16 protein-coding genes are annotated in these 18,675 nt (G+C 38.0%); 9 read left to right on the top strand and 7 right to left on the bottom strand.

Features of this window, described 5'->3' with window-relative positions:
- The first annotated feature begins 38 nt into the window (after positions 1-38).
- Together ACIQZG_RS01425 and ACIQZG_RS01420 are read left to right on the top strand one after the other, a co-directional pair.
- Entirely contained in the window at positions 39-566 is a 528-nt protein-coding gene (locus ACIQZG_RS01425; protein WP_402753369.1) for a D-glycero-alpha-D-manno-heptose-1,7-bisphosphate 7-phosphatase, read from the top strand.
- A 70-nt stretch (positions 567-636) separates the two neighbouring features.
- On the top strand, positions 637-2,103 hold the full coding sequence (locus tag ACIQZG_RS01420; RefSeq protein ID WP_402753368.1) for a protein adenylyltransferase SelO: 1,467 nt from the start codon (positions 637-639) through the stop codon (positions 2,101-2,103).
- 332 nt (positions 2,104-2,435) lie between these two features.
- Here the strand turns inward: ACIQZG_RS01420 and ACIQZG_RS01415 are convergent, their stop codons facing one another.
- The 6 genes from ACIQZG_RS01415 to ACIQZG_RS01390 all read right to left on the bottom strand — a co-directional run bounded on the left by ACIQZG_RS01415 (position 2,436) and on the right by ACIQZG_RS01390 (position 8,909).
- On the bottom strand, positions 2,436-3,287 hold the full coding sequence (locus ACIQZG_RS01415) for a DUF6612 family protein (protein WP_402753367.1): 852 nt from the start codon (positions 3,285-3,287) through the stop codon (positions 2,436-2,438).
- A 186-nt stretch (positions 3,288-3,473) separates the two neighbouring features.
- Positions 3,474-3,758: a cytochrome aa3 quinol oxidase subunit IV gene (gene qoxD, locus ACIQZG_RS01410; protein ID WP_402753366.1), complete on the bottom strand. Its 285-nt coding sequence runs from the start codon at positions 3,756-3,758 to the stop codon at positions 3,474-3,476.
- On the bottom strand, positions 3,758-4,357 hold the full coding sequence (gene qoxC / locus ACIQZG_RS01405; RefSeq protein WP_402753365.1) for a cytochrome aa3 quinol oxidase subunit III: 600 nt from the start codon (positions 4,355-4,357) through the stop codon (positions 3,758-3,760). The genes qoxD and qoxC overlap by 1 nt, the downstream gene beginning before the upstream one ends.
- Position 4,358: 1 nt before the next feature.
- Entirely contained in the window at positions 4,359-6,302 is a 1,944-nt protein-coding gene (qoxB, locus tag ACIQZG_RS01400; protein ID WP_402753364.1) for a cytochrome aa3 quinol oxidase subunit I, read from the bottom strand.
- A 27-nt stretch (positions 6,303-6,329) separates the two neighbouring features.
- Positions 6,330-7,238, bottom strand: a complete 909-nt coding sequence (gene qoxA, locus ACIQZG_RS01395) for a cytochrome aa3 quinol oxidase subunit II (protein WP_402753363.1) — start codon at positions 7,236-7,238, stop codon at positions 6,330-6,332.
- Positions 7,239-8,066: 828 nt separating this feature from the next.
- Positions 8,067-8,909: a DUF2785 domain-containing protein gene (locus tag ACIQZG_RS01390; protein ID WP_402753362.1), complete on the bottom strand. Its 843-nt coding sequence runs from the start codon at positions 8,907-8,909 to the stop codon at positions 8,067-8,069.
- Positions 8,910-9,077: 168 nt separating this feature from the next.
- On the opposite strand from ACIQZG_RS01390, the gene ACIQZG_RS01385 reads away from it, so the two are divergent.
- Positions 9,078-10,082 (top strand): LLM class flavin-dependent oxidoreductase, encoded by a 1,005-nt coding sequence (locus ACIQZG_RS01385; RefSeq protein ID WP_402753361.1) that lies wholly within the window; start codon positions 9,078-9,080, stop codon positions 10,080-10,082.
- A gap of 46 nt (positions 10,083-10,128) precedes the next feature.
- Here the strand turns inward: ACIQZG_RS01385 and ACIQZG_RS01380 are convergent, their stop codons facing one another.
- A complete protein-coding gene (locus ACIQZG_RS01380; protein ID WP_402753360.1) occupies positions 10,129-10,593 on the bottom strand; it encodes a hypothetical protein in 465 nt (154 codons plus the stop codon).
- A 226-nt stretch (positions 10,594-10,819) separates the two neighbouring features.
- Here ACIQZG_RS01380 and ACIQZG_RS01375 point away from each other — a divergent pair, with 226 nt between their 5' ends.
- The 6 genes from ACIQZG_RS01375 (at position 10,820) to ACIQZG_RS01350 (ending at position 18,601) form a co-directional block, all read left to right on the top strand.
- Positions 10,820-11,809 carry a hypothetical protein gene (locus ACIQZG_RS01375; protein WP_402753359.1) on the top strand — a complete coding sequence of 330 codons (990 nt, stop codon included), beginning with the start codon at positions 10,820-10,822 and terminating at the stop codon, positions 11,807-11,809.
- A 350-nt stretch (positions 11,810-12,159) separates the two neighbouring features.
- Complete coding sequence (gene tig / locus ACIQZG_RS01370; protein ID WP_402753358.1) at positions 12,160-13,449, top strand: trigger factor; 1,290 nt, start codon at positions 12,160-12,162, stop codon at positions 13,447-13,449.
- Between the two features lie 419 nt (positions 13,450-13,868).
- Positions 13,869-15,140, top strand: coding sequence for an ATP-dependent protease ATP-binding subunit ClpX (gene clpX, locus ACIQZG_RS01365; RefSeq protein WP_402753357.1), 1,272 nt, complete (start codon positions 13,869-13,871; stop codon positions 15,138-15,140).
- A gap of 255 nt (positions 15,141-15,395) precedes the next feature.
- A complete protein-coding gene (gene lon, locus ACIQZG_RS01360; protein ID WP_402753356.1) occupies positions 15,396-17,720 on the top strand; it encodes an endopeptidase La in 2,325 nt (774 codons plus the stop codon).
- Positions 17,721-17,724: 4 nt separating this feature from the next.
- Entirely contained in the window at positions 17,725-18,309 is a 585-nt protein-coding gene (yihA, locus tag ACIQZG_RS01355) for a ribosome biogenesis GTP-binding protein YihA/YsxC (protein WP_402753355.1), read from the top strand.
- Positions 18,310-18,427: 118 nt separating this feature from the next.
- Positions 18,428-18,601 carry a YjfB family protein gene (locus ACIQZG_RS01350; RefSeq protein ID WP_402753354.1) on the top strand — a complete coding sequence of 58 codons (174 nt, stop codon included), beginning with the start codon at positions 18,428-18,430 and terminating at the stop codon, positions 18,599-18,601.
- The last annotated feature ends 74 nt before the right edge of the window (positions 18,602-18,675 follow it).

Here is an 18,675-nt window from a genome sequence, read left to right as displayed (position 1 = left end):
AAATGAAGCGTGCTATTTAATGTAAAGGTGTGAGCATAATGAAAAAGGCAATATTTTTAGATCGTGATGGTGTAATAAATGAAGTACTATCGGATCGTGTGAAGTTTGTAAATAAACCGCAGGATCTATATTTCCTACCAGGTGTGCCAGAAGCGATTAAAAAATTGAACGATTATTTTGATTTTATTTTCGTCGTAACGAATCAAGGTGGTGTTGGATTGGGGTTTATGAAGGAATCGCAGCTCAAAAAAATCCATGACTATATGATTGCGGAATTAAAGAAGCAAGGGGCAACAATTCATGATGTGGCGTATTGTCCGCATAAGCCAAAAGCGGGCTGTGAATGTCGTAAGCCGAAAAGTAAATTGATTGTAGATCTAAGTGAAAAATATGATGTCGAGCTATCCCAGTCTTATATGGTAGGCGATACCGATACAGACATTATTGCAGGAAAGAGGGCGGGAACGAAAGGTGTATTTTTAGGGAAAAGTGATCCGCTTGCAGACGCCGTTTTCCCGGATTTAATCAGTGCTGTAGATTGGATAATAGAGGATTCAAAAGTATAGAAAGTGTATAATCAATTGTTGGCAGTAAACACTAAATGTTACACAAAATGAAATAAGAAAAGGGGATACGATGACAAAAAAAACAGAAGCAGGGTGGAACTTAGACAACAGTTATGCCCGACTTCCCGAATTACTTTTTACTAGGCTTGATCTCAATCCTGTACGTTCGCCAAAATTGATTGTTTTCAATGATTTATTGGCTAATTCATTGGGATTGAACGCTCAAATTTTAAAAAGTGATGAAGGAGTAGCAGTCCTTGCAGGTAACCGCATTCCTGAAGGTGGTTGTCCTCTTGCACAAGCTTATGCGGGCCACCAATTCGGCCATTTTACGATGTTAGGGGACGGTCGAACTATTCTACTTGGCGAGCAAATCACTCCGTTGGGAGAACGTGTTGATGTACAGCTCAAAGGTTCTGGTAGAACGCCTTATTCGCGTAGAGGAGACGGTCGTGCGGCACTAGGGCCCATGCTACGAGAATACATCATCAGTGAAGCAATGCATGCCCTCGGTATTCCAACGACTCGTAGCCTAGCGGTAGTAACAACTGGAGAGTCGATTATCCGTGAAACAGAGCTACTTGGTGCTGTTTTGACTCGTGTGGCTGCTAGTCATCTGCGCGTCGGAACTTTCCAATATGTTGCACAGTGGGGAACAGTTGAGGACCTTCGTGCTCTAGCTGATTATGCCTTACAAAGACATTATCCAGACGTTGATGCTGATGAGAACCGCTATTTGAATTTACTTCAGGCGGTCATCAAACGTCAGGCAACGTTAATCGCTAGATGGCAATTAGTTGGGTTTATACATGGGGTAATGAATACCGACAATATGACGATTAGTGGAGAAACTATTGATTATGGTCCTTGTGCATTTATGGATACGTATGATCTGGCTACAGTGTTCAGCTCAATTGATACGCAAGGGCGCTACGCTTATGGGAATCAGCCTCGTATTGCTGGATGGAATCTTGCGCGATTTGCAGAAACACTTTTACCGCTTCTGCATGACGATGAAGAAGAAGCGCTTAACCTTGCCCAAGAAGCAATTCAAGATTTTCCTAAGCTATATTACAGGACTTGGCTAACAGGTATGCGAGCCAAACTAGGGATGTTTAACGAAGAGGTGGAGGATGAGCCACTGATTGAGGAGCTTTTCAGTTTGATGCAAAAACATCAAGCAGACTATACGAACACCTTCCGCGCATTAACGTTGGATAAACTGGAAGATACAGCTCTGTTTGGCATTGAAGAGTTTACTCAATGGTATGAGAAATGGCAGGCAAGACTTGCAAGGCAGACGGAATCCAAAGACAACGCAAAACAGTTGATGAAAGACAATAACCCAGCAGTAATTCCTCGCAATCATCGGGTGGAAGAAGCAATAGCAGCTGCGGTAGAGCAAGCAGATTATAGTGTGATGGAACGGCTTCTGAAAGCACTTACGACCCCATTTGCGCACGTGCCTGAACAGGACACATACACAACACTGCCACCGCAATCAAACTGCCCTTACCAAACTTATTGTGGTACATGATATAGAACATTAACTAAAAGAGTTCTCGTTGCAGGGAATCATAGAGAAAGTATTATCTCATCTATCAATGACCTAGTTTTCACTTAACGTGAAAGCTGGGTCTTTTTTTATTTAAGGAATAAAATAGAGTGCGTATTAATATATTGCATAAAATAATCTGTCTGTCGAAGGGGAGGAAATTATGAAAAATCTAGGTGTATTACTTTTGATGCTAGCATGTGTACTATCTACTTCTATAAAAATTAACATACGTCTTAGCAACCGAGTAAGCATTACTACTAATAGTAAAGCCAATTGCTGAAGAGAATTCAGTAATTGGCTTGTAATTAGGTTTAATTTTCAATTACTGTTGCTGTGTCGATAATGCTTTGAGGGATATCGATTGAATCTATATTATTGATTTCTGAATAGGTAACTACAGATTTTGTTTGAATTGAAACCTCTTGACCTTCTACTTTCATTATTAAATCAAATTCCATGTCCATTTTATTTGTATCGAACGTTTCTTTATCGATATAGATTACGTAGTTTGCTTTATCAATGCTTAAGCCATCAAGAGGGTTATTCCCTGCACCAATTGTTTTATCCATCTCAGATTGGATAAGTTCTTTAAAGGCATCACCTTGTGCATTTAATGTTAAAACATACGTATCGTCTGTTTGTTTAAATGTAAAGTCATCAATATATTCTTTAAGTTGTGCTAGTTGCTCTTGCGCGTTAGCGGACGAAGCAGTTTGGTCAAGAATAGCGTCGAATTGTTCATTCGGTAGCTTCATCCAACTTCCTGATGTTTCGTCTTTCATAAAGAATCCTTGATCCTGCTTCATATACATTTCAATTGGTAGCTTAGAATCTTCAGTGCCTCCACCAAACATGTCAGGTGCAGACATAGTACCAGAGAGGTGCATAGCAAGTGGTTTGGTGATCATGTCCATGTCTATTTGAGAATCCATATTCATCTCTATCGTTTCTTCGCCGTTAACAACTTTCATTGCTTGTTCCATATCCATAATTGCGCTCATACTCTTGATGTCTACTTGGCGTTCTACGGCCTTCTCATATACTTGCTCTAAAGTTAACTTGCTTGTATCTGTTGTACCTTTCTCTGGTGTAGCGCTAGTGTTACAAGCTGTTAATACAAGTGCAACAGCACCTGCACTTAAAACTGTGAAAAATTTTTTCATCTCATCCAACTCCCATTTTTTTATAATAAAGAATTACATTACTAGTACGAATAACACGGGATAAAGTTTCAGAATAAAAAGTTTTTTTAAAAAAAGGGGGGGTTTTAGAAATGTGCTAAGCAGTAGAGGCGTGGTACGCATAAAAAAAGCCGAGAAAATGAAAACCATTTTCTCGGCTTGCTTGACTTATTGGTAACCCCAAATCATTGTGAGTAGAGAACCAAGGATTGTAACAACACCAACGAATACTGCGTATAAGATTGATGTATAAATTGATTTCTTATCTTCAGATTCACCAGCATGCATGAACAACACTAATTGAACAGTTGCTTGTGCAAGAGCTGTAACTAGTAAGATAGTGAAAGCAATGTTATAGGACATATCGAATATCACTACAGATAGAGCGACAAGTGTTAGTAAAAGTGAGAAGCCGAAGCCCATCACATGTTGTTTAGGGAATAATTCCTTCATCAGCTAATCAGTCCTTTCAAGTAGACGAAGCTGAAGATGAAAATCCAAACAACGTCTAAGAAGTGCCAGTACAGTGAGAAGATAAACGCTTTGTTAGCTGTTTTATCAGTTAAACCACGTTTTGCAACTTGAATTAAAATCGCAGTACCCCAGAATAAACCGAAAGTAACGTGAGCTCCGTGTGTACCTAGTAAAGTCATTAATGCCGATAAGAATGCGCTTGTAGTAATTGTAGCGCCCTCATGTACATAAGTGAAGAATTCAAAGATTTCAATTCCTAAGAAACCAAGACCAAGAATTAGCGTAATGATGAAGAAAGACATCATCGCTTTTTTATTGCCAAGGCGCATAGCATGAATACCAAGGCCGATAGTAAAACTACTTGTTAATAGTATGAAAGTTTCCAGTAATACAGGCGTCAATTCGAAAATCTCAGCACCAGTTGGACCACTACCTGTACGGTTTTCTAATACAAAGTAAACAGTAAAGAGTGTAGCGAATAAGGCAATCTCCGCGCCAAGGAAAATCCAAAATCCGAAGATTTTCAGACGATTTTCCTCTGTACTATATTCTAATGGAAGTGAAGAATCTATTTTCATATTATTTGTCACCTCTCAAACGTTTTTCAGTTGCCGTAATTTCTTCAACTGAAATGTAACGGCCATCGTCTTTTTCGAATGAACGAACAGCCATGAAACCAAATACACAAAGCATGCTAATAATAGCTAGTGTCCATGCACTAAATACCGCAAAGAAAGCAGCTAAGAAGAAGAATCCGCTCATCCAGAATGGTGCAGCAGAGTTATTTGGCATGTGGATTTTTTCATATTTTCCAGCCGTAATGTCACGACCTTCTTTTTTCGCAAACCAGAATTCATCTAAACGGTTGATTGTTGGTACAATTGCAAAGTTATATTCAGGTACTGGAGAGTGTGTAGCCCATTCTAAAGAACGACCATCCCAAACATCTGCCTTTTCATTACGTGGCATATGTCTCCAGCTGTAGTAAATGTTATAAACAATTACTGCGAAACCTGTAGCAAGTCCAAGTGCACCGACGAATGATAGCATACTCAATGGACCGTATCCTGTAGATTCAGAGTACGTGTACATACGACGTGCGTAGCCATCTAAACCTTGGATAAACATAGGGAAGAAAGTTACGTTAAAGCTAATAGCGATTAACCAGAAACCAAGCTTACCTAATTTCTCATTTAAACGGAAACCGAACATTTTCGGCCACCAGAAGTGGTAACCTGCAAGTACACCGAATACTGTACCTGGAATTAATACATAGTGGAAGTGGGCAACTAAGAATAACGTATTATGATATTGATAGTCGGCACTTGCCATTGCAAGCATAACCCCTGTAACCCCACCAATCGTAAAGATGGGAATAAAGCCAAGTGTATAAAGCATCGGAGTCGTAAAGGTAATTTTACCTTTTCGCATCGTGAGCAACCAGTTGAATATTTTAACCCCGGTTGGTACTGCAATTGCCATTGTTGTAATTGAGAATACGCCATTTACCATAGCACCGTGACCCATTGTGTAGAAGTGGTGAGCCCATACTAAGAATGACAGTAAAGAAATAACAACCATACTCATAACCATTGATTTGTAGCCGTATAAGTTTTTACGTGCAAACGTTGCAATGATTTCAGAGAAGATACCGAAGGCAGGTAGGATAACGATGTATACTTCAGGATGTCCCCAAACCCAGAATAGGTTGGCCCAAAGCATGTCCATACCACCGTCTGACATAGCAAAGAATTTTGTGCCGAATTGACGGTCTAATGTCATTAATGCAAGTGCTACAGTTAATACTGGGAAAGCAAATACAATGATAACGTTTGTAATTAATACCGACCAAGTGAACATAGGCATTTTCATTAATGTCATGCCAGGTGCACGCATCTTCATAATTGTTGCGATGAAGTTAATACCGGTCATTAACGTACCAAGACCAGATAATTGTAGTGCGAAAGCGTAATAGTTGTTTCCGACGGTTGGACTAAACTCAATACCCGCTAGTGGGAAGTAGGCTGTCCAACCAGCATCAGGTGAACCACCGATGATAAATGAAATGTTTAGTAAACCTGCACCAGCTGCGAATAACCAGAAGCTGACCGCGTTTAGACGTGGGAATGCAACGTCACGTGCACCAATCTGTAGTGGAATAACGATGTTCATTAAACCAATAACGAAAGGCATCGCCATAAATAAAATCATGATTAAACCATGTGTTGTAAAAATTTCATTGTAGTGTTGTGCATCTAAAAGTCCGTTATCAGGAACGGCTGTTTGCGCACGCATTAGAAGTGCGTCAATACCACCACGGAATAGCATTAATAATGCGACTGCGATATACATAATACCGATTTTTTTATGGTCTACCGTTGAGAGCCAGTTGTGATACAAATTGCCCCATTGCTTGAAATAAGTAAGACCAGCTGCAATTACAACAGTACCAACAACGATACTAATTGCTGCCATTAAAATCATCGGCTCTTGCATTGGATGCAAAATTTCCTCCATACTCATTGGATGCGCTCCTTTCGTGTTTGAAAATTAGTGTGATTTATTTGAGTGATCCATGTTTTCATGGTCCATGTTTGAATGATCCATTTCTCCATCAGCGTCAGTCATTTCTGAATGTTCCATTGGAGGAGGACTAAATTCTAAGTGTGTAGAAGAGTAGCTTGAACGACCAACGTGTTCAGCTTCTAATAGTTCTTCAAATTTTTCTTTTGTTAATGGTTTTTCTTTTGCTTTTACGTCAGAAACCCATTGATCGAAGTCAGCTTGTGTCAAAGTTTGTGCTTCGAATTCCATCTCAGCAAATCCACGACCATTGAAGTTCGAGTTACGACCCATATATGATCCAACTTCATCCGCTGCAAGGTGAATAGTTGTTAACATGTCACTCATTGCATATTTTTGACCAGCAAGTTGTGGAATCCAGAAACTTGTGATCGGTCCGAAAGAATAAAGTTTGAATTCGATAGGACGGTCTGTCGGAAGGTTAACATAGTTTACAGTTTCAATACCCTCTTCTGGATAACTAAAGTGCCATTTCCAGTTAGATGATGATGCATAAATAACAAGTGGTTCTGAATTTTCATAGCCTTCAGGTGTCGTTTCAACACTATATGTCGATTTGACAGTGACAATCGCTAAGAAAGTAACGATTAGGATTGGAATCGCTGTCCATGTGATTTCCAGAGCTAAACTACCCTCGTCGTGAGGTGGTTCGTAATCAGCTGGCGTTTTTGATGCACGGTATTTTGTTAGCATGAATGCTAAAAGTACGTACACGACAATTAATATGAAGGCCATTGTAATAATGGATAAGATAATTGTGTTTGATAATGTTTGTGCTTGTGGTCCTTTTGGATCAAGGACTGTCAATGGTTCACAGCCACTAAGAATCGCAAGTACCGCGAAAGCTAAAAACATTAGGCGTGTTTTTTTATTCATGTTTGGCTCCTCTCTATAAACGGCAATTCCTAAAATTCATTTTTGGTGTATGGATTCGCGTTAAAAAATATTAACGAATAGTAGGGAAAATACTCACCTCTTTTAATCTTTTGTACCAATCAAATAGGTTCGCATTGACAATGACTTACTTATATAAGATATGAAATGAAAATCTATATTTGATTGGTCAATGCAAGTGATAGCAAAGTAGACAGATATGTAGGTGGAAAATTTATAACGCCACATAATCTAGCATGTCAATGAGTTTTGATTGGAATTTTATTCTTTCTCATTGACAATCGCTGTCTGTGTTTGCAAATAGGATTATACGCCCCGTCTCAGAGAAATAACATTATTTTGTTATAGAATTGTAGGTGGATTGTCACCGATTATGAACATTTTTTGAACGAATATTACTATTTTGTAATTGGTATTTTCTTCATTAACTAAATTAACACTGTATAAACGTTGAAAACATTGAGTTTGTGATGTTTAACTAAGTAAATAAAAAATTGATGAATAATTGAACTTCACATTTTAGACGCTAAATTGTAATAATATCGTAAAAAAATAAGAGTTTTCAGTTCGTAATAGTTGATATGTATTATAAAAAGGGTTATGAGAAAACGATGTTTTATGGACATAAAAGGGTAATATTTCTATGAAAAGGATAATTAACATGGGTATTTTTAGATATATGAAGGAATTATGGCAATATATTAAGGGAGTTTCAATAACTTACAAATTAAGGTATTAGTTATTTTTGGAGAATAATAAAAAGAGCATCCAGTAGTTTAGGATACTCTTTTAAGAGAGATGTAGATGGCTTTAAGTTCCTAGCTTCAACCATTTTGCTATTTGTCCATATAAGGCATTTTGGAGTTTAGGGGCTTGATTATTCATTTTTAAGGCGAAGAATAAGGTTTTCATCATATTCAACGTACATGTTCGTCCACTAAAAAAGCTATTAGTATATCCTTGGGTTAGTAGATGCATTTCGAATTTATCGAAGGCTTGCTCCACCCATTCGATTAAAGCGTCCTCTGAATAGCCACGATTAAGTAAAGCTTCAACAATATTTACTAAGCGTTCCTCTTCGTCATTGACGTAGATTACATCTTTCCAGGTCGTTAATTTTAGTGCATGTAGAATGGAAGGTGCATACTGTAAGTCGAATTTAGGATGTTTAATGGTCGCTGTTGCCAAATCGGCACCGTGTGCAATGCTGTGCGCCCAGCCTTTTCCTTCAACTTGACCACGCGTATCTTTTTCTAAAAGTAAGTACCGGCCAATTTTTTTGAAGAAAGTATGTAGACCTTGATCTTCTATAACTAGTAACTCGGCATCTTTTGCAAGTATCCCTGCTACAAGTAGGGCTGAGAATGAGCGCGTGAAAACACTATCAGTATCGTCTTCACCGATACGTGAATACAAAAACTCCTCACTTGTTGCTGTATCAAATAAAAATTGCAGTTGATGAGTCTGCAATAGATTATCGCTAAGTAAAGTGATGAATGTCCGGTAAATGAGATGATCACGCAACTCAGCATCGGTGGAACCGATGTGTGCAAGCATTTGCTGTAAAAGTGTATCACCATTTTCTAAGAAAAATGCTTGACGAGCAGCGAAGGTCATTGTTGAAAATGATTGTAATGTTTCCTTAAGTTCCATATTTAAGCCTCCAAACATAAGTATCTTGTATCATTATACCGTTTTTTATAAAATTATCTCTCGTTCTAGTGAGAGAATAATATAGTAGGGTTAGCTGTGAGGTTTTCAGAAACAATAGAAAGTTGATATGATTAAACGGATAAATGTGTGAATAGGGGAAGATGTATAATGGAAAAAATTCAATTATCTATTTTAGATATTGGCATGATGTTACAAGGACAAACTGCGACTGAAGCACTTGCGCAATCAGTTCGTTTTGTACAATTAGCAGAAGAGTTAGGTTATAAACGATATTGGTTTGCGGAGCATCATAATGCAGGAAATCAAATTAGTCCTTCTCCTGCGATATTAATAGCGCATACGGCAGCACATACGAAAACCATTCGCGTTGGTGCGGGTGGCATTATGCTGCCTAATCATAGTCCGTTAAAAGTAGCCGAAGATTTTGCGTTACTTGCTGCGATGCACCCAGGACGCATTGATTTAGGCATCGGACGTGCACCAGGAACAGATGGATTAACAGCACTTGCTTTAAGACGTTCGAGAGAAGCTGTGTATCAGTATGATTTCCCTGAAAATTTGGATGAGTTGCTGCATTATTTTCAACGCGATTTTCCAACAGACCATCCATTTGCACGTATTAAGTTTTCGCCATCTACGGAGCTTCCAGACGTATTTATGCTTGGCTCTAGTAATGGTGGAGTGCAATTTGCGGCAAATAAAGGAGTGGGTTTTGCCTTTGCAGCACATATGTCTCCTGATATTGCTGTTCCGACACTACGTCACTATCATGACACATTCCAACCTTCGGATTGGCTATCTGCTCCGCATGGGATTTATTCGATTAGTATAATTACTGCAGAGACGGAAGAAGAGGCATATTACTTGGCTAGACCTGCTCAGCTATTTTGGGCACGTATTTTTTCTGGAGCGCCGATTGGGAATTTCCCTACGCTCGAGGAAGCGCATGCCCATACATTTACTCCAGCAGAAAAAAGTGCTGCAACACGTATGGAAAATTCTATGCTTATCGGAACACCTGCGCAAATGGCAAAGCAACTTAAACATGTGACAAAAGAGGCTGGTGTAGAAGAAGTGATGGTGTTATCGTTTTATCCAACGATTGAATCAAGAGTCAACGGCTACCGATTATTAGCAGAGTCTATGCTATAGACATAAAAAAGACATACTTCCTTTGGAAAGTATGCTAAGGCTTTACTTAAAGAATGGCTGCGGACTTAATGCCTAATGGCCATTCAGTCATCGTATTTTTATTTGTTTTTAAATCCACTAATATATTTGCATGTTTCAAGGCGTCAATCACCCATTCGCTGTAATAAAGAACAGGCTGTGGATGTTGTAAAATTCGTTTCATATCTTTACGATCGATGTGTAAAAGCTTATAGCTACATTCAATATGGACTGGTTGAGGGATGATCCATAACGCGTTGTCTTGATGACCAAGGGCAATAGTGCCTGGGATTTGACCTTGGATACTCGTGATGTACGTAATTGCTTCTTTCGTATACGTATTAATCTTTGTGTTTGTAAAAAAATCAAATTCAATTGAGTAGTCTGTCTGACCGTCTGTTGCTGTTGAAAAGCTGAAAATCTTTATAGGTAGTGTTTGAAACTTTGGAAAGATGCGGCTATCGAATTCTTTGACTACATCCATTAATTGCATGTGTTTCACTCCTTTAAAGAATGGCATTGCCCAATAAGACGACAACTATCATATGAAAAATACATATTCAACTTTGTCTTAAAGGGGATTTTTAATATATAATACGCTGTGTCACAAAATCTGTATATAAAAATATGGAAAAATAAGATAAATAAACATTATTAAGGTTTGTATAACCTATCGAATGATGCATACTAGTAAGAATGTAGAAGTGGGGGTGAGAAAAGTGGCTAAACATAAACGATCAATTATTAAGCATGACAATATCATTGTTTTTCCAGGAGCAGCACAAAAGTTAATAAAAGAAGGTCATCATTATGCAGAAGAATACCAGTATGAGAAAGCTGTCGAATGCTTTGAAAAAGCTTTTTTATATGAAGAAGGTGATGAAGCTGCTTTAAGTGCTTATGCCTATGCACTCTATGAACTGAAAGCATATGAAAAAGCTAAAGCTGTTTGCGCGCAATTACTAGCAATGGGTACTTCTTTGTATGTTGAAGTGATGGAACTGTATATTACCGTTTCTATGCAGCTAAAGGAATACCATCAAGTAGAGGCGCTGATCGACGCTTTAATAGAAGAAAATGCTTTACCTCGTGAACAACTCGAAAAATTTGAACGCCTTAAGGATTTAAATATTGAAGTCGCTAAAAATCTTCAACAAAAAGAAGATACACAGATGCTCATTGAAAAAGAGGAATATGAGCTAGCTAGATTCAGTGTGTTAGAATCGAATGATCAAGCTATGCTTTTACATCGTCTGATGGATACAAATGTACGTCAATTAAAACAAGCGTTAAAAGAAATTATTGAATGTGAAGATATCCACCCATTTGTCCAGAGTTTAGCGCTAATTTTACTTGTGGAACAAGAGGTTTCTATTGAAGTAAGTATTACAAAATTTGAGCAAACAAAACAGGTCGATCCGGCACACTTACAATTACCTACGCAATTGCCGCAATATACGCTTGTGAAAGAAATTGTGGAAAATAAACTAGAGCAAGACCCAACGACGCTTGAGATGGTACAATATTTAATGGCAAGGCATGCGATTGTTACTTATCCGTTTGAGTGGTCGCCATTTGAAGCCGATGATATCGCTTATAGTTATATTGATTTTGTGCAATCGATGCTAGGTAAGGTACAGGAAATGGACTATGAGATTATCGACTTTTTGCAAACACTAGAAAAATTAACAGAACTGCAAGATGTGTGAAAAAAGTTGAAACTATACGCATCTATGATATACTAAAATGGTTGTCAAAATCGTAGTTACGAATGAATTGTCTAACATTGAAAATTAACTTTTTTTTACAGGAGTCACCTGTTATTTTATACTAGGTAAGACGAATGTCAGAGAATAGTTACATTTAGGAGCGCAAAAAGCGCTTGCTAAATAAAATTAAAGCCTCTGGCAGATGGCATAGATTTTGAAAAATTTGTGATAGATGTTAGCCTAATATGATTCATGCATATGAACATAGAGTGTTAACTAGTCCAAGTACGATTCGAATTCTATACACATGATAGGCCAAGGTGAATTTGATTATTTGGAGGTTTTTATACATGTCAGCAAAATGGGAAAAACAAGAAGGAAATATTGGTACTTTAACAATTGAAGTATCAGCTGCAGAAGTAGACGCAGCAATGGAACAAGCATTCAAGAAAGTTGTAAAACAAATTAACGTACCAGGATTCCGTAAAGGAAAAATGCCTCGTAAAATGTTCGAGCAACGTTTCGGTATCGAATCATTATATCAAGATGCACTAGAAATCATCGTGCCAGAAGCTTATGCTAAAGCAATTGACGAAGCTGGTATCGCACCAGTAGATTACCCAGAAATCTCTGGTACAGAAAACTTCGTACATGGTAAAGATTTCGCATTTACTGCACAAGTAACTGTTAAACCAGAACCAAAACTTGGTGACTACAAAGGTCTTGAAGTAGCGAAACTTCCAGTTGAAGTAACTGACGAAGAAGTAGATGCACAAATCCAAGATCAATTAGCTAAAAAAGCTGAACTTGAACTTAAAGAAGATGAAGCGATCGTAACTGGCGATACTGCTGTTATCGATTTCGAAGGTTTCGTAGGTGAAGAAGCATTCGAAGGTGGTAAAGGCGAAGACTACCCACTAGAAATCGGTTCAGGTTCATTCATTCCTGGATTTGAAGAGCAACTTGTAGGTGTTAAAGCTGGCGAAGCTAAAGACGTAACTGTTACTTTCCCAGAAGAATACCACGCTGAAGAATTAGCTGGTAAAGAAGCTGTGTTCAAAGTAACTGTTAAAGAAGTAAAAACAAAAGTTCTTCCAGAATTAAACGACGAGTTCGCTAAAGAAATCGACCCAGAAGTAGAGGGCGTTGATGCTTTACGTGCTAAAATCAAAGAACAAACAGCTACACAAAAGCAAGCTGAATCAGATGCTACACTTCGCGACGAATTAGTTGAAAAAGCTACTGCAAACGCTGAGTTTGAAGTGCCAGCTGGTATGATCCAAACTGAAACTGACCGTATGTTACAAGAATTCGGCCAACGTTTACAATCACAAGGTATGAATCTTGAATTATACTTCCAATTCTCTGGTCAAACAGAAGAAGACTTACGTGGTCAAATGAAAGAAGAAGCAGAAAATCGCGTACGTGTTTCTCTAACTCTTGAAGCAATTGCTGAAGCAGAGAAAATCGAAGCTACTGAAGCTGACATCGATGCTGAATTAGAAAAAATGTCTGCACAATTTAACATGACTAAAGAACAAATCACTTCTGCATTAGGTGGAACTGCAGTTCTTGAAAATGATATTAAAATTCAAAAAACAGTTGAACTTTTAGTTGAGAACGCTAAAATCACTGAATAATATTTAAATATATAGTAAAATGATTATGAGACAAGGTACGGCTTTTTAACCGTGCCTTGTTTTATCACATATAGATTTTATCTTTTTAGCGGGTATCTAAAAGCCAGCAGAATAAAGATAAAGCCTCCGGCGGATGTCTCAGATGTTTGGTGCGCGAAAGCGAATCGTTTGCAGCAAATTTTGAAATGTTGAAAATCATGTTGGCCTAAGTACATCGCATTCATGCGACAACTGCTAACTGACCTGCATCACGCTGTCCTAAGCCCAATTCAGAATCTGGACGCAATTACGCCGAGGCATATTTGATACATAGTATTGTTGGTTGACTTTGCATACGATGCTAAATTTTAAGCAGTCGATTTATTTGATAATGATTCGATTATCTTGTAAGATAGTTGCTTGAATAGGGGTGAAACATATTGTTCAAATTTAATGATGAAAAAGGCAATTTAAAATGCTCATTCTGTGGTAAACCACAAGAACAGGTACGTAAATTAGTTGCAGGACCTGGTGTCTATATTTGTGACGAATGTATCGAGCTTTGTTCAGAAATCGTTGTAGAAGAACTAGGTGTTGAGGAAGAAATCGAGTTCCAAGATATTCCGAAACCGAAAGAGATCTTAGCGATTTTAGATGAGTACGTAATCGGACAAGAACGTGCTAAAAAAGCTTTAGCAGTTGCCGTTTATAATCACTACAAACGTATTAATACGAATAGTAAAATTGATGATGTAGAATTAGCAAAATCGAACATTGTGTTAATCGGCCCAACTGGTAGCGGTAAAACATTATTAGCACAAACATTAGCGCGTATTCTAAACGTACCTTTTGCTATTGCAGATGCGACTTCTTTAACAGAAGCGGGTTATGTTGGTGAAGATGTAGAAAATATTCTATTAAAATTAATACAATCTGCGGATTATGACATCGAACGTGCTGAAAAAGGAATTATCTATATTGATGAAATCGATAAAGTAGCACGTAAATCAGAAAACCCATCGATTACACGCGATGTTTCTGGTGAAGGTGTGCAACAAGCTCTTCTTAAAATTTTAGAAGGTACAGTTGCAAGTGTGCCACCTCAAGGCGGACGTAAACATCCACATCAAGAATTTTTACAAATCGATACGACAAATATTTTATTTATCGTAGGTGGAGCATTTGATGGGATTGAATCGATTATTAAACGTCGTCAAGGCGAAAAAATAATTGGATTTGGTTCAGATCCAAACAAAGTGGAAGTAGAAGAAGGCTCTTTAATGGCTAAACTAATTCCAGAAGACTTACTAAAATTCGGTCTAATTCCTGAGTTTATCGGTCGTTTACCAGTATTGGCAAGCTTAGAGCAATTAAATGAATCTGCGCTTGTACAAATCTTAACGGAGCCGAAAAATGCATTAGCGAAGCAATATCAAAAAATGCTTGAGCTTGATGGTGTTGAACTTGAATTTGATGAAGGTGCACTGTCTGAAATTGCCAAAGAGGCGATAGAACGTAAAACAGGTGCGCGTGGTCTTCGTTCAATTATTGAGTCAACAATGCTAGAAGTAATGTATGAACTACCATCGCGTGATGACGTAAAGAAATGCGTCATTACAGCAAAAACAATTACGGATAAAGAGAAACCGAAATTGCTTCTTGAAGATGGCACTGAACTCGATGAAGGTAATGATAAAAAAACTTCAGCATAATAGATTAGAACTTCAATGACATTCAAGAAGTTTGGATATCCAATATTATGAGATAAAGAGTAAATTAGCTGGCTTCGATTGTGCAATACCGCACAGCTCGACAGTCAGCTTTTTGTTCATACATATGGATTATGTATAAATAGATTTATTGGAATTTATGGCTGGCGTCAATATTTTGTGTGAAACAACTAAATAAACACATACTAATATGGCGGGATTGAAAACAACAAAATGTCGATGGAGGTGATTGCCCGCATGGTAACAATTCAAAAAACATCTAATGTGCCACTATTGCCCTTACGTGGACTGTTAGTATATCCTACTATGGTGTTACATATTGATGTGGGTAGAAATCGTTCTGTAGCAGCGCTTGAGCAAGCAATGCTAGAAGATCAATTGATTTTATTAGTAACGCAAAAAGAAATGCATGACGAACAACCAGGAGAAGCTGATTTATATAAATTCGGCACAATGGCATATGTTAAACAAATGCTAAAATTACCAAACGGAACGTTACGTATTTTAGTGGAAGGTGTAGCACGTGCTTCTTGGTCTAACTACACAGCATTAGAGAACTATACTACTGTTGATATAGATGTAAAAGAAGAAAATACAGCTAAAGACGTGGAGACTGAAGCGTTAATGCGTACACTTCTGACGTATTTTGAAAAGTACGCGAGATCTTCAAATAAGATTACGACTGAAACAATTGATACAGTAGCAGATATTGAAGAACCTGGCCGATTAGCCGATATTATTGCTTCGCATTTACCAGTTAAAATTGCAGATAAGCAAGAAATATTAGAAATGTTAAATGTCAAAAAGCGTATCGATCATTTAATTATTCGCTTGCATGATGAGCAGGAAGTGCTTGATTTAGAGAAGAAAATTAATGCAAAAGTTAAGCAATCCATGGAGCGTACACAAAAAGAGTATTATTTGCGCGAGCAGATGAAAGCAATTCAAACGGAGCTTGGCGATAGTGAAGGTAAAACTGGTGAAGTCTCTGCCTTACGTAAACGTATTAATGAAGCAGGTATGCCAGAAACAACGAAAAAAGCTGTTTCAAAGGAACTGGATCGCTATGAAAAGCTTCCAACAGCAAGTGCCGAAAGTGGTGTTATTCGTAACTATGTTGATTGGATGGTATCACTGCCATGGACGAACAAGACTGAAGACCGTATGGATATCAAACATGCTGAAAAGATATTAAATCGAGATCATAATGGTCTTGAAAAAGTAAAAGAACGTGTGCTTGAATATTTAGCTGTACGTCAGCTGATGAAATCGTTACGGGGACCAATTCTTTGCTTAGCTGGACCTCCTGGTGTCGGGAAAACTTCCTTAGCACGTTCAATTGCGGAGAGCTTAGATAGAAAATTTGTCCGTATTTCATTAGGTGGTGTTCGTGATGAATCAGAAATTCGAGGTCATCGTCGTACGTATGTGGGTGCAATGCCAGGACGTATTATTCAAGGTATGAAAAAAGCGGGTACAGTGAATCCTGTTTTCTTACTAGATGAAATTGATAAAATGTCGAATGATTTTAGGGGAGACCCATCAGCTGCAATGCTTGAAGTATTAGATCCAGAGCAAAATAGTACATTTAGCGATCACTTTATTGAAGAACCTTATAATTTATCGAATGTGTTATTTATTGCAACAGCGAATGACTTGAGCACAATTCCAGGACCATTATTAGATCGTATGGAGATTATTTCGATTGCTGGTTATACAGAAATTGAAAAAACAGAAATTACGAAAGATCATTTAATTCCAAAGCAACTTGAAGAGCATGGCTTGAAAAAAGCACAAGTGATTTTCAAAGATGAAGCGGTACTTGATTTAATCCGTTATTATACACGTGAAGCTGGTGTACGTGGCTTAGAGCGCCAAGTAGCATCTGTATGCCGTAAAGTGGCGAAAATTATCGTTTCCGGTGAGAAAAAACGTGTTACTGTAAATTCTAAAACACTAGAAGAATTCCTTGGTAAACATCGTTATCGTTATGGACAAGCTGAAACAGAAAATCAAATTGGTGTAGCTACCGGATTAGCATATACAACTGTTGGTGGCGATACACTTCAAATTGAGGTTTCATTAACACCAGGTAAGGGCAAATTACAACTTACTGGTAAGCTTGGTGACGTTATGAAAGAATCAGCGCAAACTGCGTTGTCTTATGTACGTTCAAAGACAAAAGAGTTGGGTGTCGATGCAGAGTATTTCGAAATGCATGATATTCATATTCACGTGCCAGAGGGGGCTGTACCAAAAGATGGTCCTTCGGCTGGTATTACAATGGCAACAGCAATTACGTCTGCCATCTTAAATCGACCAATTCGTCGTGAAGTTGGTATGACAGGTGAGATTACATTACGTGGTCGTGTCCTACCAATTGGAGGATTGAAAGAGAAGTCATTGAGCGCACATCGTGCAGGCTTGACAACAATTATTTGTCCAAAAGACAATGAACGCGACATTGAAGATATTCCTGAAGTCGTTCGCGAACAACTTACATTTAAACTAGTGTCATCAGCTGATGAAGTATTAGCACTTGCACTAGACGGAGGTTTTTAATTACATGAAAGTCCACAACGTTGAAATGGTCATTAGTGCCGTTAGACCAGACCAATATCCTGAGGATGGACTGCCAGAGTTTGCATTAGCAGGTCGTTCGAATGTTGGAAAATCATCATTCATTAATCGTATGATTGGTCGTAAAAGTATGGCGCGTATTTCTTCTAAACCAGGGAAAACGCAAACGCTAAACTTTTATAAAATCGAGGAGCAGTTATTTTTCGTCGATGTACCTGGATACGGTTATGCGAAAGTTTCCAAAACAGAACGTGAAGCATGGGGTAAGATGATTGAACGTTATATTACAGGGCGTGAAGAACTAAAAGCGGTCGTGCAAATTGTCGACCTGCGCCACCCACCTACTGCTGATGATTGTATGATGTATGATTTCTTAAAGCATTACAATATCCCATGTATTATCATTGCAACGAAGGCAGACAAAATCCCTAAAGGGAAATGGGATAAGCACAAAAAGATGGTTAAAGAAACACTTGAGATGGATAAAAATGATCCGCTAATTGTATTCTCATCTGAAAAAGGGTTAGGCTTTGAAGAAGCTTGGCGTGAAATTGAAAAGAAAATGATGTGACAAAAAAACATCTACAGCGTCTAATTGAACGTTGTAGATGTTTTTTTTGTAGAAATCTGTAAAAATGCTTGATGTATGAAATGTTTGACCGATAAAGTAGATAGGAGGTGGTGTGTAAATGGATATCGCAGCTTTATCAATTAGCATGAACCAAGCAACTTTAATGCAAAATGTGTCTTTAGCTGTTACAAAGCAGGCAATGGACATGCAACAACAAAATACAGAACAACTTGTAGAAATGTTAGATGCTCCACATCCGACGGCAGGACATACAATTGATATTCAAGTATGATAATGGAAAGGTAGCTTGAAGTTGGAAGCTACCTCTATCTTTGTATTCAATAGTTTAAAATAAGTTGTAGAAAG

Source organism: Lysinibacillus sp. NPDC096418 (assembly GCF_044762775.1).
Taxonomy (GTDB): Bacteria; Bacillota; Bacilli; order Bacillales_A; family Planococcaceae; genus Lysinibacillus.
Note: the sequence above shows the minus strand (reverse complement) of the source record. Positions and strands in the feature narration are given on the sequence as shown.